At 73.7% G+C, this 24519-nt stretch carries 22 protein-coding genes and 1 pseudogene; 12 read left to right on the top strand and 11 right to left on the bottom strand.

Features of this window, described 5'->3' with window-relative positions:
• Positions 1 to 123 precede the first annotated feature (123 nt).
• The gene (locus C8054_RS24310; RefSeq protein ID WP_107160752.1) at positions 124 to 771 is read right to left on the bottom strand and encodes a hypothetical protein; all 648 of its coding nucleotides are present in this window, start codon (positions 769 to 771) and stop codon (positions 124 to 126) included.
• A 311-nt stretch (positions 772 to 1082) separates the two neighbouring features.
• On the opposite strand from C8054_RS24310, the gene C8054_RS24315 reads away from it, so the two are divergent.
• Together C8054_RS24315 and C8054_RS24320 are read left to right on the top strand one after the other, a co-directional pair.
• Entirely contained in the window at positions 1083 to 1325 is a 243-nt protein-coding gene (locus C8054_RS24315) for an ABC transporter permease (RefSeq protein WP_107160754.1), read from the top strand.
• A gap of 7 nt (positions 1326 to 1332) precedes the next feature.
• On the top strand, positions 1333 to 6246 hold the full coding sequence (locus tag C8054_RS24320; RefSeq protein ID WP_107160594.1) for a VCBS repeat-containing protein: 4914 nt from the start codon (positions 1333 to 1335) through the stop codon (positions 6244 to 6246).
• Positions 6247 to 6358: 112 nt separating this feature from the next.
• Here the strand turns inward: C8054_RS24320 and C8054_RS24325 are convergent, their stop codons facing one another.
• Positions 6359 to 8863, bottom strand: a complete 2505-nt coding sequence (locus C8054_RS24325) for an RNA helicase (RefSeq protein ID WP_107160596.1) — start codon at positions 8861 to 8863, stop codon at positions 6359 to 6361.
• An 87-nt stretch (positions 8864 to 8950) separates the two neighbouring features.
• Complete coding sequence (trmB, locus tag C8054_RS24330; RefSeq protein WP_233220167.1) at positions 8951 to 9577, bottom strand: tRNA (guanosine(46)-N7)-methyltransferase TrmB; 627 nt, start codon at positions 9575 to 9577, stop codon at positions 8951 to 8953.
• Positions 9578 to 9728: 151 nt separating this feature from the next.
• On the opposite strand from trmB, the gene C8054_RS24335 reads away from it, so the two are divergent.
• The gene (locus C8054_RS24335; RefSeq protein WP_107160600.1) at positions 9729 to 10322 is read left to right on the top strand and encodes a hypothetical protein; all 594 of its coding nucleotides are present in this window, start codon (positions 9729 to 9731) and stop codon (positions 10320 to 10322) included.
• A 308-nt stretch (positions 10323 to 10630) separates the two neighbouring features.
• A pseudogene (locus C8054_RS24340) lies at positions 10631 to 11245 on the top strand (class F sortase); the annotation flags it as partial.
• A gap of 135 nt (positions 11246 to 11380) precedes the next feature.
• Here C8054_RS24340 and C8054_RS24345 read toward each other — a convergent pair.
• From C8054_RS24345 to C8054_RS24360, 4 genes are all read right to left on the bottom strand, one after another.
• A complete protein-coding gene (locus C8054_RS24345; protein WP_107160605.1) occupies positions 11381 to 11605 on the bottom strand; it encodes a GntR family transcriptional regulator in 225 nt (74 codons plus the stop codon).
• Between the two features lie 408 nt (positions 11606 to 12013).
• Complete coding sequence (locus C8054_RS24350; protein WP_107160607.1) at positions 12014 to 12334, bottom strand: antibiotic biosynthesis monooxygenase; 321 nt, start codon at positions 12332 to 12334, stop codon at positions 12014 to 12016.
• A 20-nt stretch (positions 12335 to 12354) separates the two neighbouring features.
• Positions 12355 to 13152: an exodeoxyribonuclease III gene (locus C8054_RS24355; RefSeq protein ID WP_107160609.1), complete on the bottom strand. Its 798-nt coding sequence runs from the start codon at positions 13150 to 13152 to the stop codon at positions 12355 to 12357.
• A gap of 37 nt (positions 13153 to 13189) precedes the next feature.
• Complete coding sequence (locus C8054_RS24360; RefSeq protein ID WP_107160611.1) at positions 13190 to 14113, bottom strand: proteasome assembly chaperone family protein; 924 nt, start codon at positions 14111 to 14113, stop codon at positions 13190 to 13192.
• A 390-nt stretch (positions 14114 to 14503) separates the two neighbouring features.
• Here C8054_RS24360 and C8054_RS24365 point away from each other — a divergent pair, with 390 nt between their 5' ends.
• The 3 genes from C8054_RS24365 to C8054_RS24370 all read left to right on the top strand — a co-directional run bounded on the left by C8054_RS24365 (position 14504) and on the right by C8054_RS24370 (position 16392).
• Positions 14504 to 15367 (top strand): peptidase M23, encoded by an 864-nt coding sequence (locus C8054_RS24365; RefSeq protein WP_107160613.1) that lies wholly within the window; start codon positions 14504 to 14506, stop codon positions 15365 to 15367.
• A gap of 92 nt (positions 15368 to 15459) precedes the next feature.
• Positions 15460 to 15609, top strand: a complete 150-nt coding sequence (locus C8054_RS32360) for a hypothetical protein (RefSeq protein WP_199199904.1) — start codon at positions 15460 to 15462, stop codon at positions 15607 to 15609.
• Between the two features lie 39 nt (positions 15610 to 15648).
• Positions 15649 to 16392, top strand: coding sequence for an EcsC family protein (locus tag C8054_RS24370; protein ID WP_107160615.1), 744 nt, complete (start codon positions 15649 to 15651; stop codon positions 16390 to 16392).
• A 15-nt stretch (positions 16393 to 16407) separates the two neighbouring features.
• On the opposite strand, the gene C8054_RS24375 is transcribed toward C8054_RS24370, so the two are convergent.
• The gene (locus C8054_RS24375; RefSeq protein ID WP_107160618.1) at positions 16408 to 17253 is read right to left on the bottom strand and encodes a GDSL-type esterase/lipase family protein; all 846 of its coding nucleotides are present in this window, start codon (positions 17251 to 17253) and stop codon (positions 16408 to 16410) included.
• A 116-nt stretch (positions 17254 to 17369) separates the two neighbouring features.
• Positions 17370 to 17969 carry an antibiotic biosynthesis monooxygenase gene (locus tag C8054_RS24380; RefSeq protein WP_107160620.1) on the bottom strand — a complete coding sequence of 200 codons (600 nt, stop codon included), beginning with the start codon at positions 17967 to 17969 and terminating at the stop codon, positions 17370 to 17372.
• Positions 17970 to 18130: 161 nt separating this feature from the next.
• Between C8054_RS24380 and C8054_RS24385 the strand changes: the two genes are divergently transcribed.
• From C8054_RS24385 to C8054_RS24405, 5 genes are read left to right on the top strand one after another with little or no spacing between them, the layout of a single operon-like run.
• On the top strand, positions 18131 to 18394 hold the full coding sequence (locus C8054_RS24385; protein WP_107160622.1) for a DUF6343 family protein: 264 nt from the start codon (positions 18131 to 18133) through the stop codon (positions 18392 to 18394).
• Between the two features lie 11 nt (positions 18395 to 18405).
• Positions 18406 to 19818: an NADP-dependent succinic semialdehyde dehydrogenase gene (locus C8054_RS24390; RefSeq protein ID WP_107160624.1), complete on the top strand. Its 1413-nt coding sequence runs from the start codon at positions 18406 to 18408 to the stop codon at positions 19816 to 19818.
• A 42-nt stretch (positions 19819 to 19860) separates the two neighbouring features.
• Positions 19861 to 20826: a TIGR03885 family FMN-dependent LLM class oxidoreductase gene (locus tag C8054_RS24395; RefSeq protein WP_107160756.1), complete on the top strand. Its 966-nt coding sequence runs from the start codon at positions 19861 to 19863 to the stop codon at positions 20824 to 20826.
• A gap of 37 nt (positions 20827 to 20863) precedes the next feature.
• The gene (locus C8054_RS24400) at positions 20864 to 22444 is read left to right on the top strand and encodes a Na+/H+ antiporter (RefSeq protein ID WP_107160626.1); all 1581 of its coding nucleotides are present in this window, start codon (positions 20864 to 20866) and stop codon (positions 22442 to 22444) included.
• Positions 22441 to 22698, top strand: coding sequence for a UBP-type zinc finger domain-containing protein (locus C8054_RS24405; RefSeq protein ID WP_107160628.1), 258 nt, complete (start codon positions 22441 to 22443; stop codon positions 22696 to 22698). Before C8054_RS24400 ends, C8054_RS24405 begins: the two co-directional genes overlap by 4 nt.
• A 12-nt stretch (positions 22699 to 22710) precedes the next feature.
• Here C8054_RS24405 and C8054_RS24410 read toward each other — a convergent pair whose 3' ends face one another.
• Positions 22711 to 23244: a GNAT family N-acetyltransferase gene (locus C8054_RS24410; protein ID WP_107160630.1), complete on the bottom strand. Its 534-nt coding sequence runs from the start codon at positions 23242 to 23244 to the stop codon at positions 22711 to 22713.
• A gap of 12 nt (positions 23245 to 23256) precedes the next feature.
• Positions 23257 to 24519 carry an MFS transporter gene (locus tag C8054_RS24415; protein WP_107160632.1) on the bottom strand — a complete coding sequence of 421 codons (1263 nt, stop codon included), beginning with the start codon at positions 24517 to 24519 and terminating at the stop codon, positions 23257 to 23259.

Here is a 24519-nt window from a genome sequence, read left to right on the forward strand (position 1 = left end):
GAAGCCCTCGGCTACCGCGTCACCCTCGACCTCGCCGCCTAACGCACCACCCCACAAGACCCATCCCGCGCCGCTTCGCGACGCGGGATGCTGCCGCACGTCAAGTCACGGTCGATTTTCGAGTTAGGCGGCGGTGGACCAGATGGCGCGGAACGCGGCGGCCTCGCCGGCCAGCCACTGCTCGATCCGCTCGGGCTTGGCGTCGGCCGGCATGCGGTGCGCCTCGCCTCGCCGCACGTCGACCAGCACCGGCTCGGCGTGCGGCAGCACCGCGTCCATGTGTCGGGCCATCAGGTGCAGCGTGGCGAGCGTCGCCTCCTCGCTCGGCGGCGCCTCGTCGAAGTGCAGCCGGATCGCCTCGGCCCGGCCGTCGGCGAAACGCACGCCGAACTGTGGGTTGATCTTCACGGGCAGGTCGCCCAGCATCGCCAGCGCATCCCGGGTCTGGGCCAGGTCGACGCCGGTCGGCTCGCCGAGCGAGTGCAGCCAGCGCGTCGCGCCCGGCACGAGCGCCTCGTAGAGCGGGCGCCAGCGCGGCTTGACCACGTCGGCGACCTGGGCCAGGTGGGTGCCGCCGGTGTGGAACGCGACGTCGGCCTTGAGCGCCTTGACGAACTGCCCGTGCGGGTTGAAGCCGTGCCGGCTCGCCCGCTGCCGGCGCAGGCCGCCGACGAACGTCGCCTTGGTGGGGCCGGTCCGGTCGACGTAGCGGGTGAAGCCGAGAAGGGTGGCGTAGGGGGTGAGAGGGGCGGCTGAGGTGGGCGCAGTCACGAGCATCCTCCCAGGTCAAAAGCTCGTTTAGTACATACATTCTAATCGACGGGTGTGACATCGCCCAGGGTTTGGCGACGCCCGCGTACGCGGATGGCGCAGAACGCCCGCGGTGGCGGCACGCCCCGTCGCGGCCGGCCGGCTCCTCACGCCGGTGCGCTGAGCCCGGTCGAGGACCACCGACGACCCCAACCCGACGCCCGCGTTCCGCGGTGCTGTCGCTCAGCCGACGGCACCGGGCGCGGCACGGGCCTACGCTGAGCGCCGTCACTCCCCGGTTGACCTGGCCGGACGACGTCGAGGAGCACCCCATGAAGACTCCGCACCGCAGGTTCCGGGCCCGGTTCTGGGCCGAGGTCGTCTCGGCGTCGCTCTTCGGCGCGCTCTTCCTGCTGACGCTGTTCTGGCGGGACTGGCTGGAGGCGTTCGGCATCGAGCCCGACAACCACGACGGCACCGTCGAGTGGCTGCTGGTCGCCGGCCTGTTCGTGCTCTCCGCCGGGTGCGCCGTCTCGGCCCGGCTGGAGTGGCGCCGGACGGCTCCGGCCCGGTGACGTCGTCATGACCACGATCGACGACGTCAGCCCGACCCGCGCCACCATGCCGCACCGCAGGTCGGGGCAGTTCACCACCGGGCGGATGCTCTCGCTCGACAGCTCCGACGACGGCCGGCTGGTCTTCGCCGGGTCCTTCTCCAGCGGCCTCTGGCGATCCGAGGACGGTGGCGAGTCGTGGACGCAGCTCGCCCGACCGGAGCCGGCCGCCGACCAGTTCGGCGTGCCGGGCGCGATCGGCGGCTACTGCGTCACCTCGATCGCCGTCGCGCCGGACGTGGCGCGCTGGTCGGTGGAGCGCACCCCCCGCCTGCCGGGTGTCATCTCGGCGGCCTCCGGCGCGGGCATCGTCGGCTTCGGCGACACCGGCGTGTGGACGGCGACGAGCGGATCCGACGGCACGTTCGCCGCGCCCCGGCTGTTGTCGGCGGACTTCGGCACGCAGGCCGGAGGCTGGCGGGTGGACCGGCACCCCCGGTTCCTGGCGGACGTGACAGGTGACGGTCGGGCCGACATCGTGGGGTTCGGCGACGACGGGGTGTGGGTGGCGTTGAACCACGGCGACGGCACGTTCGCGCCGCCCCGGTTCGTGCTGGCCGATCTGGGCTACCACTCCGGTTGGCGGGTGGAGAAGCACGTCCGGGTGCTGGCGGACCTGACCGGGGACGGGACGGCCGACATCGTGGCGTTCGGCGACGCCGGGGTGTACGTGGCGCTCAGCCAGGGGGACGGCTCGTTCGCGTTCACGCCGGTGCCGGCGGTGGCGGCCTTCGGGGCGCAGGCCGGTGGCTGGCGCGTCGACCGGCACCCCCGCTTCGCGGTGGACGTGACCGGGGACGGGAAGGCGGACATCGTCGGGTTCGGCGACGACGGGGTGTGGGTGGCGTTGAACCACGGCGACGGCACGTTCGCACCGCCGCAGTTCGTGCTGGCCGACCTGGGCTATCAGGCGGGCTGGCGGGTGGAGCGGCACCCCCGGTTCCTGGCGGACCTGACCGGCGACGGGCGGGCCGACATCGTCGCCTTCGGCGACGCCGGGGTCTACACCGCCCACAGCAACGGCGACGGCAGCTTCGCGTTCATCCCCACGCCCACGCTTGCCGACTTCGGCTACGCCGCCGGCGGCTGGCGGGTCGAGCGGCATCCCCGCCTGGTCGCGGACGTGACCAGCGTCGGGCACGCCGACCTGGTCGGCTTCGGCAACGCCGGTGTCCACCTCGCCCCCAACAATGGCGACGGCACCTTCGCGCCACGCCGACTGGCGGTCGCCGACTTCGGCTACGACCAGGGCTGGCGGGTGGAGAAGCATCCCCGGTTCCTGGTCGACGTGACCGGCGACGGCCGCGCCGACGTGGTCGGGTTCGGCGACGCCGGCGTCCACGTCAGCCTCGCCAACGGGACCGGGTTCGACCCGCCGCGCTTCGTGCTGCCCAACTTCGGCGCGGAGGCGACAGTCCTCGCCCTGACGCAGAGCGACCGGGAGACACAGGACGCCGGCGTCTGGCGATCCAGCGACCGGGGGGCGAGCTGGGCCCGCGTGCACACGTTCCCCCGGGCCGCCGGCGAGGCGCGGCTGCCCGGGGCCGGCCAGCTCGTCTGGGCGCCGGGCACCGCCAACCTGGTGTACGCCGCCGGCGGCAGCTCGCTGGCGGTCAGCACCGACGGCGGCGCCACGTTCACCGACGTGCTGCGCCAGCCCGGCGGACGCCTCCAACCGGTGAACCACGTGGCGGTCGCCGAGACGCCCGTCGGCGGCCTCCAACCCCCGACGGTGTACGCGCTCGCCAGCAGGCAGGTCTTCGTCTCCGTCGACGCCGGCACGACCTGGGTCCGCGACGCCGGCCAGGTCCCCCCGAGCATCGGCGGCGCGACCGGCCTGTGGAACGGCCCCAACGAGCGCGTCATGGTGGTGTCCCCGCGCTCACCGCTTGAGGTGTTCGCCACCGGCGACGCCAACCTGGACCCGCCCCAGCTCTGGCGCGGCGACTACGCGCAGTTCGCGCAGACCGGCGCGGCACAGTGGACGCCGGTGCCGCTGCCGACGCTGGGCAAGCAGTACAGCGGCAACGTGTTCGTCGCCGCCACCCGGCCCGGCCACGGCGAGGTGCTGTTCTACGGGCCGCAACGCGCGAAGGTGTTCGCGGCACCGCTCGACCCGGCCTCCGCCGCCGACTGGCAGGAACTCGACGACGGGCAGCACGCCCACGTCGACCTGCACGGCGTCTTCCTCTCCGGCGACTTCGCGGCCACCTTCTCCGACGGTGCGTACGCGCCGACCGCCGGCACCGTCTGGATGGCGAGTGACGGCGGCATCTTCCGCAGCACCGACGGCGGCCGGCACTTCGACGCCGCCGGCAGCATCAGCACGCTCTCCGTGGTGAACGTCGCCGGCCTGGCGCTGCCCGGCCGGGGCCCGGTCATCTCGCTGAACACCGGAGACAACGACGGCTTCGCGTCCCCCGACGGCGGGCGGACGTGGCGGCCGCAGGACTACGGCGGCGGCGACAACGACTGCTCGTTCGCCGACCCGCTGCGGCCGTCGCAGATGCTGGTCTTCACGCCACGGTGGAACACCGAGGGCGGCGTCGCGGTCGGCGGCACGGGGAACACCCTGGCCCTGTACGGGGCTGCCGACGGTGAGCTTCCGGACGTGACCGGCACCGCGCGGCGGCAGATCATCCCGGGTCCGCCGTTGCGCCCGGGTTCGACGCTCTGGAACGCGGTCAGCGATTTCGCCATCCGCGGCCACCGCCCGATCGTGCTCGACCTGCCCGGCGACGCCCCGCAGCCCGACGACCACGTCTTCATCCGCTTCTTCGGCAACTTCTCCTCCCCGGGCCGGCCGAGCTTCCCCAACAACCTGGCCGTGCTGCTGCGCGTCCGGAACCTCCGCGACGTGCGGAAGCGCACGGACTGGGACACGCCCGGCGGCTGGCGGGTGGACCGGCACCCCCGCCTGCTCGCCGACCTGACAGCGGACGGGCACGCCGACATCGTCGGGTTCGGCGACGCGGGCGTGTGGACGGCGTTGCGCACGTCCGGCGGCTCGTTCGCCGACCCCCGGTTCGTGTTGGCCGACCTGGGCTACGACTCCGGGTGGCGGGTGGACCGGCACGTGAGGGTGCTCGCGGATCTGACCGGTGACGGGCGGGCCGACATCGTGGCGTTCGGCGACGCGGGTGTCTACACCGCGCTGAGCAACGGGGACGGCAGCTTCGCGTTCTCCCCGGTGCCGGCGGTGGCGGGGTTCGGGTACGCGGCGGGTGGCTGGCGGGTGGAGCGGCATCCGCGCTTCGCGGTGGACGTGACGGGTGACGGTCGGGCCGACGTCGTCGGGTTCGGGGACGACGGGGTGTGGGTGGCGTTGAACCACGGCGACGGCACGTTCGCCGAGCCGCGGTTCGTGCTCGCGGACCTGGGCTTCAACGCCGGGTGGCGGGTGGACAGGCACGTCCGGGTGCTCGCCGATCTGACCGGTGACGGCAAGGCGGACATCGTGGCGTTCGGGGACGCCGGGGTGTACGTGGCGCTCAGTCAGGGCGACGGGTCGTTCGCGTTCTCCCCGGTGCCGGCGGTGGCGGGGTTCGGGTACGCGGCGGGTGGCTGGCGGGTGGAGCGGCATCCGCGGTTCGCGGTGGACGTGACGGGTGACGGTCGGGCGGACATCGTCGGGTTCGGGGACGACGGGGTGTGGGTGGCGTTGAACCACGGCGACGGCACGTTCGCCGAGCCGCGGTTCGTGCTCGCGGACCTGGGCTTCAACGCCGGGTGGCGGGTGGACAGGCATCCCCGCCTCCTCGCCGATCTCACCGGCGACGGGACGGCCGACATCGTCGGATTCGGGGACGCCGGCGTCTACGTCGCCCGCGGTCAGGGCGACGGGTCGTTCGCGTTCACGCCCACGCCGGTCCTCGCCGACCTCGGCTACCAGGCCGGCGGTTGGCGGGTCGAGCGCCACCCCCGGCTGGTGGCGGACGTGGCCACCACCGGCCACGCCGACCTGGTCGGCTTCGGTGAGGCCGGTGTGCTCGTCGCCGTGAACAAGGGCGACGGCACGTTCGCGCCGCGTCCCCTCTTCGTCATCCCGGGCTTCGGCGCCGGCCCGAACGGGCCGGTCACCCAGCAGGGGCCGTTCCTGCCGGACCCGAACGTCGGCCTCGTGCAGGCGTCCGGCGGGCACCGCGGCACGGTGTTCTACGTCGGCGGCGACTCCGCGCGCCGGCTCTGGACGTGGACCGAGGGCATGGCCACCTGGCAGCAGCTCGTCCCCGGCGGGGGCGCCGGCGCGGCCCGCCGGTTCTTCGTCGACCCGTACCGGCCCCGCCTGCTGTACCTGCTGGACTCCGACCACGTGCGACGCTCCGACGACGGCGGCGTCACCTGGCAGGTCGACACCGCCCTGGAGCGGATGCTCACCTGCGGCGGCCGGATCGAGGTCGACCGCGACGAGGACGCCGACGGCCAGGGCGACCACTACGGCGGCATCCTCAGCGACATGCAGTTCGACCCCACCGATCCGGGGCGGCGCTTCGCGGTCGGCCTGGCCGGTGCGTTCACCACCGCGGACGGGCAGCACTGGACGCGGCTGCTCGACACCGGCGCGCTCCGCGGCCGGCCGGCGAACTGCTACTACGACCCGATCTCGAACCCGGCCGACCCGACGCTCTACGTGGCCTTCGCCGGGCGCAGCCTCGTGCGGATCAGCGGGTTCGCGGCCACCGCCGCCGCCGCGACCGGCACCACTCCGGCCCGGTTCGACGACGCGCCGCCCGAGCCGTCCCGGTCCCCGGTCCGTACCCCGGACGGGCGGGTCGGCACCGCGCAGGCCCGGCCGGACGGCCGCGCGGCGGTCACCTTCGACGACGGCCGGACCGCCGTCGTCGACGCCGCCGACCTCACCCCGCCCGACGGCGTCGGCTGACCCGTCGACCCGGCCCTGGTCGGCTCGGCCCGGCACCGGCCGCGGCCGGCCCGGCCAGAGACGGCCGGCCCGGCCGAGTCGGGTCAGAGCTGGCCGGCCCGGCCGAGTCGGGTCAGAGCTGGCCGACGTCGGTGACGCGGACCACCGCCGCGCCCACCTCGTCCGAGGCGGCCAGGTCGACCTCCGCGCTGATGCCCCAGTCGTGGTCGCCGTCGGGGTCGTCCAGGATCTGGCGTACGGTCCACCGCTCCCGACCCTGCTCGATCATCAGCAGCACCGGCCCGCGCGCGTCGGGCCCCACCCCGATCGAGTCGTACGCCTCGAAGTACGGCTCCAGCGCGTCCGCCCACGCGTCCGCGTGCCAGCCGTCCCCGGCGTCCAGTTCGGCGAGCAGGTCCCAGCGGCGCAACGCGGCCAGCTCGACGCGACGGAACAGCGCGTTGCGCACCAGCACCCGGAACGCCCGCGCGTTACGGGTCACCGCCGGCGGCCGGTCGTCCAGCGAGGCGGCCACCTCGGCCACGTCGGACGGGTTGCGCAGCCGCTCCCACTCGTCGATCAGGCTGGAGTCGACCTGGCGGACCAGCTCGCCCAGCCACTCGATGAGGTCGACCAGCTCCTCGGTCTTGGCGTCCTCCGGCACGGTCTGCCGCAGCGTCTTGTACGCGTCCGCGAGGTAGCGCAGCACCAGCCCCTCGGAGCGGGACAGCCCGTAGAACTGGACGTACTCCGGGAACGTCATGGCCCGCTCGTACATGTCCCGGACCACGGACTTCGGGGCCAGTTCGTGGTCGGCGACCCACGGGTGGCCCTGCCGGTACATCTCGTACGCGCCCGCCAGCAGCTCGGCGAGCGGCTTGGGCCAGGTCACCTCGTCGAGCAGTTCCAGGCGCGCCTCGTACTCGATGCCGTCGGCCTTCATCGCGGCGACCGCCTCGCCACGGGCCTTGAACTGCTGCGCGGAGAGGATCTGCCGCGGGTTGTCCAGGATCGCCTCGATCACGCTGAGCACGTCCAGCGCGTACGCCGGGGACTCCCGGTCGAGCAGCTCGATGGTGGCCAGCGCGAGCGGCGACAGCGGCTGGTTGAGCGCGAAGTCGAGCTGGAGGTCGACGGTGAGGCGTACCCGGCGGCCCTGCTCGTCCGGCTCGGGCAGCTCCTCGACCACGCCGCCGGCGCGCAGCGCCCGGTAGATGGCGATGGCCCGGCGGATGTGCCGCCGCTGGGCGGCCGGGTCCTCGTGGTTGTCGGTGAGCAGGTGCCGCATCGAGGCGAACGCGTCGCCGGGGCGGCCGATCACGTTGAGCAGCATCGAGTGGCTGACCTGGAAGCTGGAGGTGAGCGGTTCCGGCTCGGCCTCGACCAGGCGCTGGAACGTCGGCTCACCCCAGCCGATGGAGCCCTCCGGCGGCTTCTTCTTCACCACCTTGCGGCGCTTCTTCGGATCGTCGCCGGCCTTGGCGAGCGCCTTCTCGTTCTCGATCACGTGCTCGGGCGCCTGCACCACCACCCGGCCGATGGTGTCGAAGCCGGCCCGTCCGGCCCGGCCGGCGATCTGGTGGAACTCGCGCGCCTTCAGCAGGCGCGTCCGCACCCCGTCGTACTTCGAAAGGCCGGTGAAGAGCACGGTGCGGATCGGCACGTTGATGCCGACGCCGAGCGTGTCCGTACCGCAGATGACCTTGAGCAGGCCGGCCTGGGCGAGCGTCTCCACCAGGCGGCGGTACTTCGGGAGCATGCCGGCGTGGTGCACGCCGATGCCGTGCCGGACCAGCCGGGACAGCGTCTTGCCGAAGCCCGAGGTGAACCGGAAGTTGCCGATCGCGGTGGCGATCAGGTCCTTCTCGGCGCGGGTGCAGACGTTCACGCTCATCAACGCCTGGGCGCGTTCCAGCGCGGCGACCTGGGTGAAGTGCACCACGTACACCGGGGCCTGCTTGGTCTCCAGCAGCTCTTCGAGCGTCTCGTGCAGCGGCGTGGTCGCGTACGAGAAGAGGAGCGGGACCGGTCGCTCGGCCGAGCGGACGACGGCGGTCGGCCGGCCGGTGCGCCGGGTCAGGTCGTCGACGAAGCGGGTGGTGTCGCCGAGCGTGGCCGACATCAGCACGAACTGGGCCTGCGGCAGCTCGATGATCGGCACCTGCCAGGCCCAGCCCCGGTCCGGCTCGGCGTAGAAGTGGAACTCGTCCATGATCACCTGGCCGACGTCGGCCCGGCGACCCTCCCGCAGCGCCAGGTTGGCCAGGATCTCCGCGGTGCAGCAGATGATCGGCGCGTCGGCGTTGACGCTGGCGTCGCCGGTGAGCATGCCGACGTTCTCCGCGCCGAAGACCTCACAGAGCGCGAAGAACTTCTCCGACACCAGCGCCTTGATCGGCGCGGTGTAGAACGTCGTCCGCTCGTCGGCGAGGGCCGCGAAGTGCGCCGCGATCGCCACCAGGCTCTTGCCCGAGCCGGTCGGCGTATTCATGATCAGGTTCGCGCCGGAGACGATCTCGATGACCGCCTCCTCCTGGTGGGGGTAGAGGTCGAGACCGCGCTCGGACGCCCAGGAGGCGAACGCGTCGTAGAGCGTGTCGGGGTCGGCGGTCTTCGGCAGCGCGGCGGTGAGAGTCATGGCGGCTCCCATCGTGCCTGGGCGGTGCCCTGCCGCGCCAACCGGGTTCAGCGCCCGGGGTTCCCGGCCGGCTCCAGAACCCCGGCGTCAGCGCCGCCGGTGGATCAGGTCGAAGACGTCCCGGCCGGCGGTCAGCGCGCGCCGCTCGAACTTGGTCACCGGTCGGTGCGCCGGTCGGGGAGCGTAGCCACCGTGCACGTCGACCAGCTCCGGGTCGGCGGTCAGCGTCGCCCGCATCGACTCGGCGTACTCGGCCCAGTCGGTGGCGCAGTGCAGCGTGCCGCCCGGCGTCAGCCGGGACCGCAGCAGCGCCACGTGCGCCGGTGCGATGATCCGGCGCTTGTGGTGCCGGGTCTTCGGCCACGGGTCCGGGAAGTAGACGTGCACCGCGTCCAGGCACCCCTCGGGCATGGCCCGGACCAGGTCCAACGCGTCGCCCTCGGCGACCCGCACGTTCTCCAGCCGGTGCCGTTCCACCAGGTCCAGCAGGTTGGCGATTCCCGGCGTGTGCACCTCGACCGCCAGATAGTGTCGGCTCGGGTCGGCCGCCGCCATCGCGGCGGTGGCGTCGCCCATGCCGGAGCCGATCTCCAGCACCAGCGGCGCCCGCCGTCCGAACAGCGTCGCCGGATCGCACGGCCCGTCGAGGGCGGCGATCTCCAAGCCGTACGCGGGCCAGAGCCGGGTCAACGCGTCGCGCTGCCGGTCACTCATCCGGCCGCGACGCGGATGGAAGGTGCGGATGCGGGCGGTGGAGACGTCGGTGGTGGTCACAGCGACCCGAGCCTACGCGACCGACGCCGCCGTTCGGATGTGAGGTGCGGCCAGGGGTGAGAGGATTCATTCCCGTACGCCGGGAGGGGTCATGGGGTCAGTCAGGGGACGCGCGGCGCTGCTGGTCGCGGTCGGCGCGTGCGCCTTCCCGCTGCTCGGCGCCGTGCCCGCCCGGGCCGCGCCGCTCGCCGCCGAGCCGGTGCCCGGTGCCGCCGAACCGGGTCCCGAGCAGCCCGCCGGTGACGTGATCTTCGTGGAGGTCACCCCGGGCACGGTCGAGCCGGGTTTCCTGGTCGGCATCCGGGCCAGTTGCCGGGACAATTCGGTGCCCGCGATCGTGGCCTCCGACGCCTTCGGCAAGATCCAGGTGCAGCCGCAGCGCGGCCTGCTCACCGCCTCGCCGATGGTCAACGAGCGCACCCGACCCGGCAACTACCGGGTCAAACTGGAGTGCCCGAGCGGGGAGACCGCGTCCACCATGCTCCAGGTCGTCAAGCGGGCCCAGCCCACCCGGCCGCCGAGTCACCCGCCCAGCCACTTCCCCAGCCGCGGCCCGGCGACCGGCTTCGGCGGCACCGCCGGCCCCGGCCTCGGCGGCCTGCTGGTGCCGATCGGGTTGGCGCTGACCATGGTCGGCGCCGGTCTCGGCGTGGCCGCCTCCCGTCGGCACGCCGCCGGGCGCTGAGGCCCGCCATGGCCGACCACGCCGCCCCGCCGCCCGCCGGTTCCCGGCGCTCCGGCTGGCCGTTCCTCGCCCTGCCCCCGCCCGCCGCCCCGCCGGGTCCCGGTGCGGCGTCGTACGCCGGTGGCCTCCCTTCTGCCGCGCCGGTCACCGGCTCCCGGTCGGCCACCGCGCCCCCCGGCGGCTCGGGGCCGTGGAGTCCGCCCCCGGCCGGGCCGCCCCCCGTGCGTTCCCGGTCGGCCGGGCCGCCTCCCGACGGTGCGTCGACGTCCGGTACGCCGCCGCACGCTCCGCAGCGGCGGGACCGGGGCCGAAGTCCCTGGTCGAAGCCGCTGGCCGTGGTGCTGGTGCTGGTCGGCGTGTTCGCCGTCGGGGCCGGGCTCGGCCGCACCGCCGGGCCGTTCGACTTCACCGAGGCGTCCGCCGGGTCGAGCGCGGCGGCACCCGCACCGGCCACCACTGCGGCCCGGAAACCGGTGGGCCGTCCGGTCCGCCTGTCCGTGCCGGCCATCAAGGTCGACGCGCCGGTCACCCCGGTCGGTCAGGCGCGGGACGGGTCGATCGACGTGCCGCCGCTGACCGAGACCGACCAGACCGGCTGGTACAACCGGGGCGCGGTGCCGGGGGAGCCGGGGCGGGCGATCATCGTCGGCCACGTCGACAGCAAGAGCGGGCCGGCGGTGTTCTACCGGCTTCGCGAGCTGAAGCCGGGCGGGGTGATCCGGGTGACCCGCACGGACCGCAGCGTGGTGTCGTTCACCGTCGACAGTGTGGAGTACTTCGACAAGGCGAACCTGCCCGCCGCCCGGGTCTACGGCGACTCCGGCCCGGCCGAGCTGCGCCTGATCACCTGCGGCGGCACGTGGCTGGGCGGACGCACCGGCTACGAGGACAACGTGATCGTCTTCGCCACCCGCACCCCCTGACCGGGCTACCCTCACGAGATCTTGGAACGAAACGGCCCCGCTGAGGGCCAGTTCCTACCAAGATCTCTGGCGTTCCTGAGCAGTGGTCGGGATCTTCCGGATGGTGAGAGGAGGCATACGAGTCGGACGACGTGCTTACTCGGACTCAGCGACGTGGACACCTTTCCCGGGGTGTCCCACCACAACGCCACGATCTTTCAGAATGGTGGTAACTCGGTTGATCGTGGAAATGTGAACGCCGTAGGAATCGGCCAGTTCACGAGTCGAGGGCAGTTTGGTGCCAGGAGCAAGCACCCCGGATTTGATCTTTTCCGTGATCTCGTTCGCTATGCGCCGGTAGTCGACTCTCTCCGTCGGCATGAGTTGATCTCCGTTGGTTCCCTGGTTTCGGCAAACTCCTGGGTTCCTGCCTCGCGAGCCCACCTGGGGGAGCACGACGCATGGACTCTGCCCCCCAGGTGGGGCCTGCTCATACATGCGTCGGGAGGGTGGTTTCGCGATGCCGATGGATGACCGCAACGAAGACTCAAGGGTCCGCAGGCTGTTCGAAGTCAAGCGGACGCTTGACGGCTACTTCCTGGCGGCCAGCACGACGCCGCGACGACAAGGATGCCTGAGCTGCGTCGACTTCCACACCTGCGCTCAACTGGACTGGGCGATCACGGAGTTCGTCGGCGTCTTCAGAGGATGGAGTCCAAGCGCTGACATCCGTCGACCACGTCGATCCTTGGCCGAGCGGAAGCCTGGGCGAACGGCGCGGGGCGGGTGTCAGGGGGTGTGGGGGACCTGGAGGGCCACCTCGAACTCCAGGAGGGTGGCGCCGGTGGCGACCGGCTTGCGCGGTTCGGCGCCCTCTCCGGCGGCGTGCGCGGCCCGGGACGAGCCCTGCGCCCACGCCTGGTACGCCTCCTCCGTCTCCCACCTCGTGTAGACGAAGTAACGGGTCTCGCCGGCGACCGGGCGGAGCAGCTCGAAGCCGAGGAACCCGGGGGAGTTCTCCACCGCGCCGGCCCGGGCGGCGAACCGCTTCTCCAGTTCCTCGCCGGCACCGGGCGGGACGTCGATCGCGTTGATCTTCACGACTGCCATGCCGTCCAGCCTACGGCGACTCAGAACGCCTCGACGGTGGGCGTCAGGTCGGCGTCGACCACGATCGGGGCGTGGTCGGAGGGGCCCTTGCCCTTGCGGGCCTCCCGGTCCACGTACGCGGAGCGGACCGCGCGGGCGAACGGCGCGGTGGCGTACACCAGGTCGATCCGCATGCCCTTGTTCTGGTGGAACATGCCGGCCCGGTAGTCCCAGTAGGTGTAGGGGTGCGGGCCCTTCATCGGGGTGGGCACCACGTCGCTGAGCCCCAGGTCGCGCAGCGCGGCCAGCGCGGCCCGCTCGGCCGGCGTGACGTGGGTGGAGGTGGCGAAGAGCGCCGGGTCCCAGACGTCGGCGTCGGTCGGCGCGACGTTGAAGTCACCGCAGACGGCGAGCGGCCGGGCCACGGCCACCTCCGGCTCCAGCGCGTCGCGCAGCGCCGCGAACCAGGCCAGTTTGTACGCGTAGTGCGGGTCGTCCGGGGCGCGGCCGTTCGGCACGTACACCGACCAGACCCGTACCCCGTCGCAGGTGGCGGCGATGGCCCTCGCCTCCGGCTCGGGGAACCCGGGCTCGCCGGGGAAGCCGACCGCAACGTCGGCCAGCCCGACCCGGGACAGCACGGCCACGCCGTTCCACCGTCCGTCGCTGTGGCTGGCCACCTCGTAACCCAGCGCGCCCACCTCGGCGACCGGGAACGCCCCGTCCGGGCACTTCGTCTCCTGGAGACAGACCACGTCGGGCTTCGTGGTGCCCAGCCAGTCGAGCAGCCGGGGCAGGCGGGCCTTCACCGAGTTGACGTTCCAGGTCGCCAGGCGCATGGCTCCAGCCTGCCGCATCCCGGCCCGCTCCGCCCGGTCAGCGTTCCGGGGTGTCGCCCGGGCGGGTCTGCTCGGCGAGGAAGCGTTCCAGCTCGGCGCCGAGTTCGTCGGCGCTGGGCAGCGGGCCGGTCTCGGTGGCGAGCAGGCTCTTCTCGCCGCGACCCCGGGCGAACGCGTCGTACTGCTCCTCCAGCGCCTGGACCAGCGTGGCCGCCTCGTCGGTCTGGGCCACCTGGCGGTCGATCTCCACCCGGATCGCCTCGGCCGCGGTGCGCAGGCCGTCGCGCGGCAGCAGCAGGCCGGTGCCCTTGGACACGGCGGCGAGCAGCGCCTCGGCGGCGGCCGGGTACTCGGTCTGGGCGACGTAGTGCGGCACGTGCGCGGCGAAGCCCAGCGCGTCGCGTCCCTGCTCGCCGAGCCGGTACTCCAGCAGGTGCCCGACGCTGGCCGGCACCTGCACCTTCTGGAGCCAGGGCTCGTGCCCGGCGATCAGCTCCGGCCGGGTGGCGTGCGCGGTGACGCCGCTGGGTCGGGTGTGCGGCACCGCCATCGGGATCGAGTTGAGCCCGACGGTGAGCCGGACGTCGAGGCGGGCCGACAGCCCGGCGACGGCGGCCACGAACCGCTCCCACTGGAGGTCCGGCTCGGGGCCGGTGAGCAGGAGGAACGGCGTCTCGTCGTCGTCGTGCAGCAGGTGCAGCTCGACCTCCGGGGCGTCGTAGTCGGCCCAGTGGTCCTCGACGAAGGTCATCACCGGTCGGCGGGACCGGTAGTCGAACATCTGGTCGATGTCGAAGCGGGCGATGGTGCGGGCGTCCAGGGAGGCGAGCAGCTGTTCCCGGGCCAGCCGGGTGGCGCTGCCGGCGTCGACGAAGCCGGTGAGCGCCTGGATCAGCACCGGCTGGCCGAGGTCGTCGGGCAGCTCGTCGGTGAGTTCGTAGAGCTCGTGTGGGTCGAGCACCGGTGGGTCCTCCCTGTCGACGCGTACGGGGGGCGTCGCGCGAACGCGTCCCCGATTCGGCAAACGTACCGGGGGGAGTGGTCCATTCCGTTACGGACCCGTCGACCGCTCGGAGCGTGATCACGATTCGGCCACGGGTCCGTCCGGCGGCCCATGGGTGGGTGGCCCGAACGGACGAGTTAGTCGATCATCGGCCGCTCCGCCGCCGGCCGCGTGCTTCCTGCCCGGGCCGACCGGCTGCGCGGCGGACCGGCGGTTGGCCCGTTCCGCGAGGTCGGCACCGTCCTGGGCTGGCCCGCACGCGAATGTCCCGCGGCGTCCCCCCGAAGTGTGGCGAGGGCCACCCGTTGAGCCTGGGTGATCCCTATTTGCCCTGTCTAGCCTCGTCGGATGCGTGACAACGGCACCCCCGACGACCCGAACAGCCCCGGCCGCCCGGCTGACCGTTTGGACGATACCCCGTCAACCGAATGGACAACCACTGCCTCGCCGGGTACCCGGCGTACCCGCCTGCGGGCCCTGCTGAACCCCCGCGCCCGACTGGCGGTCGCCGCCGGCACGGCCTGCTGCCTCGGCCTGGTCGGCGTCAGCCAGCTCGATCTCGGCGCCCCGGACCGCGCCACGAAGCCCGCCCCCGCCGTGGAGCTGGCCGAGCGCGCGGCGCTGGACGCGGCCTCCCGCGGCCTGGCCCGGCCGAGCACCGCCCCGACCACCCCGACCACCCCGAGCGCCAGCCCGTCCCCGTCCCCGTCCCTGTCCGCGACACCGAAGCCGAAGGTCAAGGCCACGCCGAAGGCGAAGCCGAAGCCACGCCGGATCGTCCCGGTCGCCGGCCTGAACCGCACCCAGATGGACAACGCCACGAAGATCGTGCGGGCCGGCCGGGAGATGGGCGTGCCGCGCCGTGGGCTGGTCATCGCGGTGGCCACCGCGATGCAGGAGAGCACGCTGCTCAACTACGCCAGCGGCGTGCTGCCCGAGTCGCAGAGCTACCCGCACCAGGCCGTCGGCTGGGACCACGACTCGGTCGGGCTGTTCCAGCAGCGGCCGAGCAGCGGCTGGGGCACGGTGGCCCAGCTGATGGACCCGGAGTACGCGACCCAGGCGTTCCTGGCCGCGCTGGAGGAGATCCCCGGCTGGCAGGACCTGCCGTTGTCGGTCGCCGCCCAGGCGGTGCAGATCTCGGCGTTCCCCGACGCGTACGCGCAGCACGAGTGGCTGGCCGGCGAGGTGGTGGCCGAGGTCCTCGGCTGACCGAACTGGACGGTTGCCGGACGGCCGGTCCGGGTACCAGGAGGTTGCCGGTTCCAGGTACACATGAGGGGGACCGCGAACAGGAGGACGCCATGTCGCTGATGCAACGGATCACCACCTTCCTGCGGTCGCCGCGTGGTCAGCAGTTGGTCGACCGGGGCCGGCGCGAGATCGCCAAGCCGGAGAACCAGGCCCGGCTGCGGCAGCTCGCCAGCCGGCTGTCGTCGACCCGCCGTCGCTGACCGGCCCACCCCCCGCCGTACGAACCCCCGGAGCGTCCCGTGACCGACCCCGCCCCCGTCGACGGGGAGCCCACCGCCGTCCCCGCCGTCCCGGTCCCGCCGGTGGAGGCGCCCGAAGCGCCGCCGGCCACGCTCTGGGACCGGATGCGGGAGGACCCGCAGTACGCGCCGGAGCACCTGGCGCTGGAGGCGGTGCGCCGGCTCGGCCCCGAGGCCGCGCAGTGGGCCGCCCGGGCGCGGGCGGAGCGGCCGGACGCACCCCCCGAGCAGGTGGCCGACCAGGCGGTGCGCAAGTTCGTCAACCACGCCCGGCTCTCCGGTGCGGTCTCCGGCGCGGCCGGGCTGCCCGGCGCGGTGATCGACGTGGGCGTGCTGGCCTGGACCCAGGCCCGGCTGGTGCTGCACGTGGCCGCCGCCTACGGCGTCGACCCGACACACCCCGACCGGGCCACCGACCTGCTGGTGCTCCAGCGGGTGCACAAGGCCGCCGAGACCGCCCGGCTGGCGTTGGGCGTGGCCGCCGGCCGGGAACGCGCCGGTGCGTTGTTCGGCTCCGCCGGCAACCGGGCGCTGGGTCGGGTGATGCTCCAGCTCGGCGTGCGGCTGGCCCGGATGGCCGGGGTCCGCGCCGCCAAGCGGATGTTCGCCAAGGTCGTCCCCGGCGCCGCGATCATCCTCGGCACCTGGGCCAACTCGTCGGCCACCAAGGAACTCGCCGACCGGGCCCGCGCGCTCTACCGCGCGGCGGGACCACGGCAGCTCCCGGGCCCGCGCCAACCCTGACCGGGTCGGTCGGTCTCAGTCGCGGGCCCAGCCGGAGGCGTTCCAGGCCACCTCGGCCAGCCGGCCCTGGCCGGCCGCGTTCGGGTGGAACCAGTCCAGCGCGTTGACCTGGTCCAGGTCGAACCGGTGGCGGTGCACCGCGCCGCCGTCCCAGCGGCAGCGTGAGCCGTACGCGCGGCAGGCGGCGCGCAGTTCGTCGTCGTACGCCTCGATCCGGGCCTTGACCTTGGCCCGGCGGGCCGTCGCGGCCGGCGCGGTCGACGTGGCGTCGGCCAGCAGCGCCGGGCAGACGCCGCGCGACCAGGCCCGGACGGCCCGCGACTCGGTGTGCCCGAGCTGCCAGAGGCGGTAGAGGTCGGGGATGCTGACCACCAGCACCCGCGCCTTCGGCCGGCCCTTGCGCACCACCGTCAGCGCCGCGTCGACCTGGTCCCGGAACGTGTCGACCGGGGTCATCGCGTCGACCCCGGCCCGGCACACGTCGTTCGCGCCGATCAGCACGGTGACCAGGTCCGCCTTGTCGCGGACCGCGGACCGGGCCTGGTCGGCGAGCCCGGCCGCGCGGGCGCCGGGCTCGGCCCGGTTGTACGCCCGCAGCGCCGGCGCGTCCGCGCGCAGCCGCCGGTAGACGCTCTCCACCCGCAGGCTGTCCCCGCTCGACCAGGAGTTGCGTTCACAACTCACCAGCACCAGGCAGGAGCCGAAGCCGGTGGTGACCGAGTCGCCGAGCGCGGTCAGCACCCGGGGGTCACCGGGCCGGGGCGTGTCGGACGGGCGGGGCGACGCCGAGCCGGAGCCGTCGCAGGCCAGCGCCACCAGCGCCGCGACGCAGGCGAGCGCGGCGATCCAGCGTCGAGGCATGCGGGTTCCCCCGTCCGGTGGCACCAAGCGGCGCGTCGACCCTATGCGCCTCGGCCGTCCGTACGGAAGGTCTGTCGCCCATCTTTCATTGACACCGGTCGTTCACATTCGCGGCCTCAGCGCCGCCAGGGCGCCGGCTGGCCGTGCAGCCACCAGTGCAGCGCCCGGGTGATCCGCGGCAGCACCAGGTAGGTCATCAGCGGGGTCAGCACGAGCGTCATCAGCAGCGTCCGGCCCGCCAGCGGCACGTCGGCGACGAACCGGGCGGTCAGCAGCGTGGCGGTGAGGCTGAGCGGGAAGAACGCCAGCCAGATGGTGACCGCCTGCTTCCAGCGTGGCGGGGCGGTCGGGGTCGCCGGCTCGGCCACCCCGACGGTCTCCACCACGTGGTCCACCGGCCGGTCGAACCAGCCCTCGATGCCGGTACGGCGTTCCACCCGGGTGTGCTCGACGATGCCCTGCGCCGAACTGAGCCACCAGTGCCGCTGCGGGGAGTCCTCCCAGCCGCGCAGCGTGTCCGCGTCGGCGAAGCGGTACATCACGTGCCACTCGGCGGAACCCGGGGCGCTGCGGACGAAGCCGGCGCCCAGGAACCCTGGGAAGCTCTCCGCGAGCGCCGTGCCGGCCCGCATCCACGCCACCATCTCCCCGGTACGCGCCGGGTCGGCGCGCCGCGAGACGGCGACGGTCACGGGCACCGCCTGCATCGTGGTCATGCCATCCTCTCCACCGCCGCGGGATCTCCGCCGGAACCGGCAGACCGATCCAACGCGTCCACCCCGCGGTCGCATCCGGCGCGTGCCCGCTCCGTGGCCGGGATCACCGGTCGCGCCCGCCGCACCGGTTAACCCCGGCCGAGCCGGGGTAGCCGGGAAGAATGACCCGATCACAGCCCCGCCGCGCCCGTGGCACGGTCGGACACGCGAACAGCGCGCTGAACCTGCGCCTCGTGCTGGCCCTGTTCGGTGTGGTCGTGATGACCGTCCTCGCGGTGTTCGCGTTCGCCGCCGACCTGGCCTGGCTGGGCGTCGTCTGCGCGATCCTCGCCGTGGTGGCCGTGGTCGATCTGGTCGTCATCCAGCGCCGTCGCGCCGCCCGCCGCCGGGAGGAGCCGGGCGTGCGGCACTCGCTGTTCGAGTGACAGGAGTCGCCATGCCCATCGCCACCACCAATCCCGCCACCGGACAGGTGCTCAAGACGTACGACGCGATGTCGGACGAGCAGGTCGACGCCGCGATCGAGCGGGCCGACCTCGCGTACCGGCAGTTGCGGGACACCACGATCGCGCAGCGCGCCCGGTGGCTCACCGCCGCCGCCGACCTGCTCGACGCCGAGCGGGACGCCACCGCCCGGCTGATGACCACCGAGATGGGCAAGACGTACGCCGCCGCGAAGGCGGAGGTCACCAAGTGCGCCGCCGCCTGCCGCTTCTACGCCGAGCAGGCGCCGACGATGCTCGCCGACGAGCCGGCCGACGCCGCCGCGGTCAAGGCGAAGCGGGCGTACGTCCGCTACCAGCCGATCGGCGCGGTGCTGGCGGTGATGCCGTGGAACTTCCCGCTGTGGCAGGTGATGCGCTTCGCCGCCCCGGCCCTGATGGCCGGCAACACCGGCCTGCTCAAGCACGCCTCGAACGTGCCGCAGACCGCGCTCTACCTGGAGGACCTGTTCCGCCGCGCCGGTTTTCCCGAGGGCGCTTTCACCACGCTGCTGGTCGGCTCCGACGCGGTGGACCGCATTCTCAGCGACCCCCGCGTCCGCGCCGCCACGCTCACCGGCAGCGAGCCGGCCGGCCGCTCCATCGCGCAGATCGCCGGCCGGGAACTCAAGAAGACCGTGCTGGAACTGGGCGGCAGCGACCCGTTCGTGGTGATGCCCTCGGCCGACCTGGACCAGGCCGCCGAGGTGGCCACCACCGCCCGCTGCCAGAACAACGGCCAGTCCTGCATCGCCGCCAAGCGGTTCATCGTGCACACCGACGTCTTCGACGCGTTCGCCGAGAAGTTCGCCGCCCGGATGGCGGCGCTGCGGGTCGGCGACCCGATGGACGACGGCACCGACGTCGGCCCGCTGGCCAGCGAACGCGGCCGGGACGAGGTGCACGAGCAGGTGACCGACGCGGTGCGGCAGGGCGCCACCGTGCTCTGCGGCGGCGAGAAGCCGACCGGGGACGGCTGGTTCTACCCGCCGACAGTGGTCACCGACCTGCGGCCGGAGATGCGGATGTGGGGTGAGGAGGTGTTCGGCCCGGTCGCCGGCCTCTACCGGGTCGGCTCGTACGACGAGGCGATCGAGGTGGCCAACGGCACCAGCTTCGGCCTCGGCTCGAACGCCTGGACCACCGACCCGGCCGAGCAGGAGCGTTTCGCCACCGACCTGGACGCCGGCAACGTGTTCGTCAACGGCATGACCACGTCCTATCCGCAACTGCCGTTCGGCGGCGTGAAGAACTCCGGGTACGGCCGCGAGCTGTCCGCGCTGGGCATGCGCGAGTTCTGCAACACCAAGACGGTGTGGATCGGCGAGGGTGAGGCCGGCGCGGGCGCCGGCGCGCACGCCGAGTGAGGTGCGATTGGCCGGCTGCCGTCATGGGTAGGAGTGCTGCCCATGACGGCGTTCGGCTTCCACGCATCCCATGAGCAGATCCACCCGGCGAAGCTGCTGGAGGCGGTGATCCACGCCGAGCGGGCCGGCTTCGACGCGGCCATGTGCTCCGACCACTTCTCCCCGTGGAGCGAGCGGCAGGGCCAGTCCGGGTTCGCCTGGTCCTGGCTCGGCGCCGCGCTCCAGGCCACCAACCTCTCCTTCGGCGTGGTCAACGCGCCCGGCCAGCGCTACCACCCGGCGATCATCGCGCAGGCCATCGGCACGCTCGGCGCCATGTACCCCGGGCGCTTCTGGGCGGCGCTGGGCACCGGCGAGGCCAGCAACGAGCACATCACCGGCGACGTCTGGCCCCGCAAGGAGCTGCGCAACGCCCGGCTGCGCGAGTGCGTCGACGTGATCCGGGCGCTGCTGGCCGGCGAGGAGGTCAGCCACGACGGGCTGGTCACCGTGGACCGGGCCAAGCTGTGGACCCGCCCCGAGGAGCCGCCCGCGCTGGTCGGCGCCGCGGTCAGCGTGGCCACCGCCCGCTGGTGCGCCGAGTGGGCGGACGGGCTGATCACGGTCAACGCGCCGGTCGACCACCTCCGGCAGATGATCGACGCCTACCGGGACGCCGGCGGGCGCGGGCCGCTGCACCTCCAGGTGCACGTGAGCTGGGCGCCCGAGCAGGCCGAGGCCGAGGCCATCGCGTACGAGCAGTGGCGCAGCAACGTGTTCGCGCCGCCGGTCTGCTGGGACCTGGAGACCGCCGAGCACTTCGACGTGGTCAGCGCCGACGTGCCGATGTCGAAGGTCACCGACACCGTCAACGTCTCCGCCGACCTGGGCCGGCACGTCGGCTGGCTCCAGGAGTACGTCGAGCTGGGCTTCGACCAGATCGCCCTGCACCACGTGGGCCAGGAACAGCGCGCGTTCCTCGACGCGTTCGGTGCCGAGGTGCTGCCGAAGGTACGCCCGACCGCGTGATCACGGGCCGGCCCGGGGACGCCTAGGCTCGTACCCCATGGAAGCTCTGTTCGAGGTCGTGGTGTTCCTGGCGATCGCCACGTTCGGGGCGGCGCTGGCCCGCCGGCTCGGGTTGCTCGCGCCGATCCTGCTGGTGGTGCTCGGCCTCGCGCTGTCCTTCCTGCCGTTCTTCCCGCACGTGCGGCTGGAACCGGACCTGGTGCTCGTCGGCATCCTGCCGCCGCTGCTCTACGTGGCGGCGGTGAACACCTCGGTGCCGGCGTTCCGGCTCAACCTGCGGCCGATCCTGCTGCTCGCGGTCGGGCTGGTGATCTTCACCGCGTTCGTGGTGGGCACCGTGGTGCACCTGTTCCTGCCCGACCTGCCGTACGCCATCTGCGTGGCGCTCGGCGCGGTGGTGGCGCCGCCCGACGCGGTCGCCGCCACCGCGGTGGCCCGTCGGGTCGGCCTGCCCCGGCGGGTCGTCACCATCCTGGAGGGCGAGAGCCTGGTCAACGACGCCACCGCGCTGGTGCTGCTGCGGGTGGCGATCGTCGCGGCCACCGCCACCACCGGGGGCGTCGGCGTCGGTTACGTGGCCCGGGAGGTGCTGATCGCCGCCGGCGGCGGCATCGTGGTCGGGGTGCTGGGCGTGGTGGTCTTCGGCTACCTGCACAAGCGCATCACCGACCCGGTGCTGGACAACGCGCTGTCGCTGATCGTGCCGTTCGCGGTGGTGTACGCCGCCGAGGAGATCCACGCGTCCGGCGTGGTCGCGGTGGTGGTGACCGGGCTCGGCATCGGCCACAAGCTGCCGATGCTCATGTCGGCCGGCTCCCGCCTCCAGGTGACCGCGTTCTGGCGACTGATCCAGTTCCTGCTGGAAGGGCTGGTGTTCCTCCTGGTCGGCCTGCAACTGCCCGAGGTGGTGCGCGACCTCGACGAGCCGGTCGGCTCGCTGGTCGGGATCACCGCCGCGGTGCTCGCCGCCGTCTTCCTGTCCCGGTTCGTCTGGATGTTCCCGGCCACCTACCTGGCCCGGCTGGTGCCCCGGATCCGGCAGCGCGACCCCGCGCCGCCGGTGCAGTTCCCCATCGTCATCGGCTGGGCCGGCATGCGCGGCGTGGTGACGTTGGCCGCCGCGCTGGGTCTGCCGCTCACGCTCGCCGACGACCGGCCGTACCCGCGTGCGCTGCTGATCTGGCTGGCCTTCGCGGTGATCGTGGCCACCCTGGTCGGGCAGGGCGCCACCCTGCCGTGGCTGGCCCGGCGGCTGCGGCTGCCCCCCGACGACCCGGTGCAGGACGCGCTCTCCGCTGCCGGCGTGCAGCAGCGCGCCAGCCGGGCCGCCCTGGAACGGCTCGACGCGATGGCCGACGACGCGCCGCCGGCCGTGGTGGAGCGGCTGCGCGGGCTGACCACGTCCCGGTCCAACATGGCCTGGGAACGGCTCGGTGGCACCGACCGGGAGACCCCCTCCCAGGCGTACGCGCGGCTGCGGCAGGAGATGATCGACGCCGAGCGGGAGGTGTTCCGGGCCGCCCGCGACTCCGGCCAGATCCCGGAGGAGGTGCTCACCCGCGCCTACCGGGACCTGGACCTGGAGGAGTCGCTGCTACGACAGGAGGTTCTCGAATGAGCTGCCAGCACCTGACCGGGGCGGGCGACGCCGAGCCGGTCACCACCACCGAGTGCCCCGACTGCGTGGCGGTCGGCAACCGGGACTGGGTGCACCTGCGCGCCTGCCTGAGCTGCGGGCACGTGGGCTGCTGCGACTCGTCGCCGTACCAGCACGCGAGCCAGCACTTCCGGTCCACCGGGCACCCGGTGATGCGCTCGATCGAGCCGGGGGAGTCGTGGCGCTGGTGCTTCGCCGACGAGGAGATCGGCTGACGTCGGCGGCGCTCAGTCGAGCCGGCGGGCCAGCACCTGCCCCGGCCACGGCGGCCGACCCGGTCGGGTCACCGTGAACGGCTCGGTGGCGGTGAAACCGCAGCCCTCGTAGAAGCGCACCAACGCCCGGTCGGCGCTCCGGAAGCAGTCCACCCGCAGCAGGCCGAGCCCGCGGTCGCGGGCCAGTTCCGCCGCGAACGCCAGCAGCCGCGCGCCGATCCCCCGACCCGCGTACGCCCGGTCGGTGACCAGCAGGTTGACGTACAGTTCCGGCTCGGTCGCCGGCGGCACGTGCTCGGTCGCGTCGCCGACCACCAGCGCGCCGACGACCGTGCCGTCGATCTCCGCGAGGTGCAGGCCGCCGCCGCGGGCGTAGGCGTCGGCCCGGGCGATGTGGCGCGTGTCGGTCGAGACCGGGTCGACGCCCCACTGCTCGGGCCGGCCGCGTTCGACCAGCCACGCGATGGCGCTGTCGAACAGCCGCAGCACGGTCGGGGCGTCCGCCGGGCCGCCGGGCCGGATGGTGATGCCTCCCCGTTCGGTCATCCCGTCATCCTGCTATCCGGCGGTGGCCGGCTGCCCGGTCGGTCCTCCGGTGGGCGCCGGCCGGCTCGCCACCGCGCGGCGGACCAGCGCCGGGGCGGCCAGCCCGACGACGGCGTACAGCGCGCCGAGCACCAGCCAGCCGACCCCGCCGCCACCCAGCACCAGCAGCGTCAGCAGGCCCCGGCCGAGCGCCTGGGCCAGCCCGGCGAGCAGCCCGTCCGCCCCCTGGTAGGCGCCGATCGACCCGGGCGGGGCCAGGTCGTAGGCGAGCCCGGCGCCGGCCGCACCGTGCCACAGGTCGCCCACCGTCCACACCGCGGTCGCCGCCAGCAGCAGCGCCACCGCCGGGAACACCGGCCGGCCGGCGGTCACCGCGTAGACCGGGGTGGCGGCGGCCAGCACCAGCCCGGCCCGGCGCAGTGTGCGGGCGGCCGGGACGGCGGAGTCCGCGCCCCGGCTCAGCCGCACCGCCAGCAGCACGGTGAGCGCCGTGTTGGTGAGCAGCACCGCCGACACCACCGGCGGTGGCGCCCCGGCGGGGCCGACCGTCCACAGCGGCACGACCAGCACCAGCACGGTCATGTGCGTGCCGAGCAACGCGGACGCGCCGCTCACCGCCAGGAACCAGCCGTCCCGCAGCGGCCCACCGCGCCGCGACACGTCGGCCGGCTGTCGTGCGTCGGTCGGCTGTCGTGCGGCGGTCGGCGGGTGCGGCGGCAACCGTAACAACAGCGCCGCCGAGAGCAGATAGGTGACCGCGTTGCCGACCACCAGCACCTGGTACGCCCGGTGGGTGTCCGCCGCCAGCGCGATCCCGGCCAGCGCGGTGCCGACGCTGATGCCCAGGTTGGCCACCGCACGCAGGGTGGCGAACGCGTGCACCCGGCCGGTCGGGCCGCCGACCGCGGCGACCAGCGCCGCCCGGACCGCCAGGTTGCCGGCCGCCAGCAGCGCCTCCGGCACCGCCACCGCCAGGAACGCCGGCAGCGAGTCGACGAGCAGGTACGCCGCCGCGACGAGCGCCTGACCCACCTGGAGCGCGGCGCGCAGCGTACGCGGGTCCCACCGGTCCGCCAGGCCGCCCAACGGCACGCTGGCGGTCAGCCCGACCAGGCCGGCGACGGTCAACCCGGCGCCCACCGAGGTGGCGGAGAGGCCGACGTCCCGGGTCAGGTACAACGCGCCGCCGGCCAGCCAGAGCCCGGTGCCGACGGTGTTGGCCAGGGTGGCGGACGCGAGCGTGCGCAGCGGGCCGGGCGGCGGGGCGAACCTCAT

This window comes from Micromonospora sp. RP3T (assembly GCF_003027925.1).
Classification (GTDB): domain Bacteria; phylum Actinomycetota; class Actinomycetes; order Mycobacteriales; family Micromonosporaceae; genus Micromonospora.

Bases quoted from the DNA above. Each gene is read 5' to 3' on its own strand.
- C8054_RS24315 (WP_107160754.1), top strand. From the start codon at position 1,083: ATGAAGACTCCGCACCGCAGGTTCCGGGCCCGGTTCTGGGCCGAGGTC.
- C8054_RS24390 (WP_107160624.1), top strand. From the start codon at position 18,406: ATGCCCATCGCCACCACCAATCCCGCCACCGGACAGGTGCTCAAGACG.
- C8054_RS24410 (WP_107160630.1), bottom strand. From the start codon at position 23,244: ATGACCGAACGGGGAGGCATCACCATCCGGCCCGGCGGCCCGGCGGAC.
- C8054_RS24415 (WP_107160632.1), bottom strand. From the start codon at position 24,519: ATGAGGTTCGCCCCGCCGCCCGGCCCGCTGCGCACGCTCGCGTCCGCC.
- C8054_RS24375 (WP_107160618.1), bottom strand. From the start codon at position 17,253: ATGCCTCGACGCTGGATCGCCGCGCTCGCCTGCGTCGCGGCGCTGGTG.
- C8054_RS32360 (WP_199199904.1), top strand. From the start codon at position 15,460: ATGTCGCTGATGCAACGGATCACCACCTTCCTGCGGTCGCCGCGTGGT.
- C8054_RS24335 (WP_107160600.1), top strand. From the start codon at position 9,729: ATGGGGTCAGTCAGGGGACGCGCGGCGCTGCTGGTCGCGGTCGGCGCG.
- C8054_RS24345 (WP_107160605.1), bottom strand. From the start codon at position 11,605: ATGCCGACGGAGAGAGTCGACTACCGGCGCATAGCGAACGAGATCACG.
- C8054_RS24380 (WP_107160620.1), bottom strand. From the start codon at position 17,969: ATGACCACGATGCAGGCGGTGCCCGTGACCGTCGCCGTCTCGCGGCGC.
- C8054_RS24320 (WP_107160594.1), top strand. From the start codon at position 1,333: ATGACCACGATCGACGACGTCAGCCCGACCCGCGCCACCATGCCGCAC.
- C8054_RS24325 (WP_107160596.1), bottom strand. From the start codon at position 8,863: ATGACTCTCACCGCCGCGCTGCCGAAGACCGCCGACCCCGACACGCTC.
- C8054_RS24350 (WP_107160607.1), bottom strand. From the start codon at position 12,334: ATGGCAGTCGTGAAGATCAACGCGATCGACGTCCCGCCCGGTGCCGGC.
- C8054_RS24365 (WP_107160613.1), top strand. From the start codon at position 14,504: ATGCGTGACAACGGCACCCCCGACGACCCGAACAGCCCCGGCCGCCCG.
- trmB (WP_233220167.1), bottom strand. From the start codon at position 9,577: ATGAGTGACCGGCAGCGCGACGCGTTGACCCGGCTCTGGCCCGCGTAC.
- C8054_RS24385 (WP_107160622.1), top strand. From the start codon at position 18,131: ATGACCCGATCACAGCCCCGCCGCGCCCGTGGCACGGTCGGACACGCG.
- C8054_RS24400 (WP_107160626.1), top strand. From the start codon at position 20,864: ATGGAAGCTCTGTTCGAGGTCGTGGTGTTCCTGGCGATCGCCACGTTC.
- C8054_RS24355 (WP_107160609.1), bottom strand. From the start codon at position 13,152: ATGCGCCTGGCGACCTGGAACGTCAACTCGGTGAAGGCCCGCCTGCCC.
- C8054_RS24405 (WP_107160628.1), top strand. From the start codon at position 22,441: ATGAGCTGCCAGCACCTGACCGGGGCGGGCGACGCCGAGCCGGTCACC.
- C8054_RS24395 (WP_107160756.1), top strand. From the start codon at position 19,861: ATGACGGCGTTCGGCTTCCACGCATCCCATGAGCAGATCCACCCGGCG.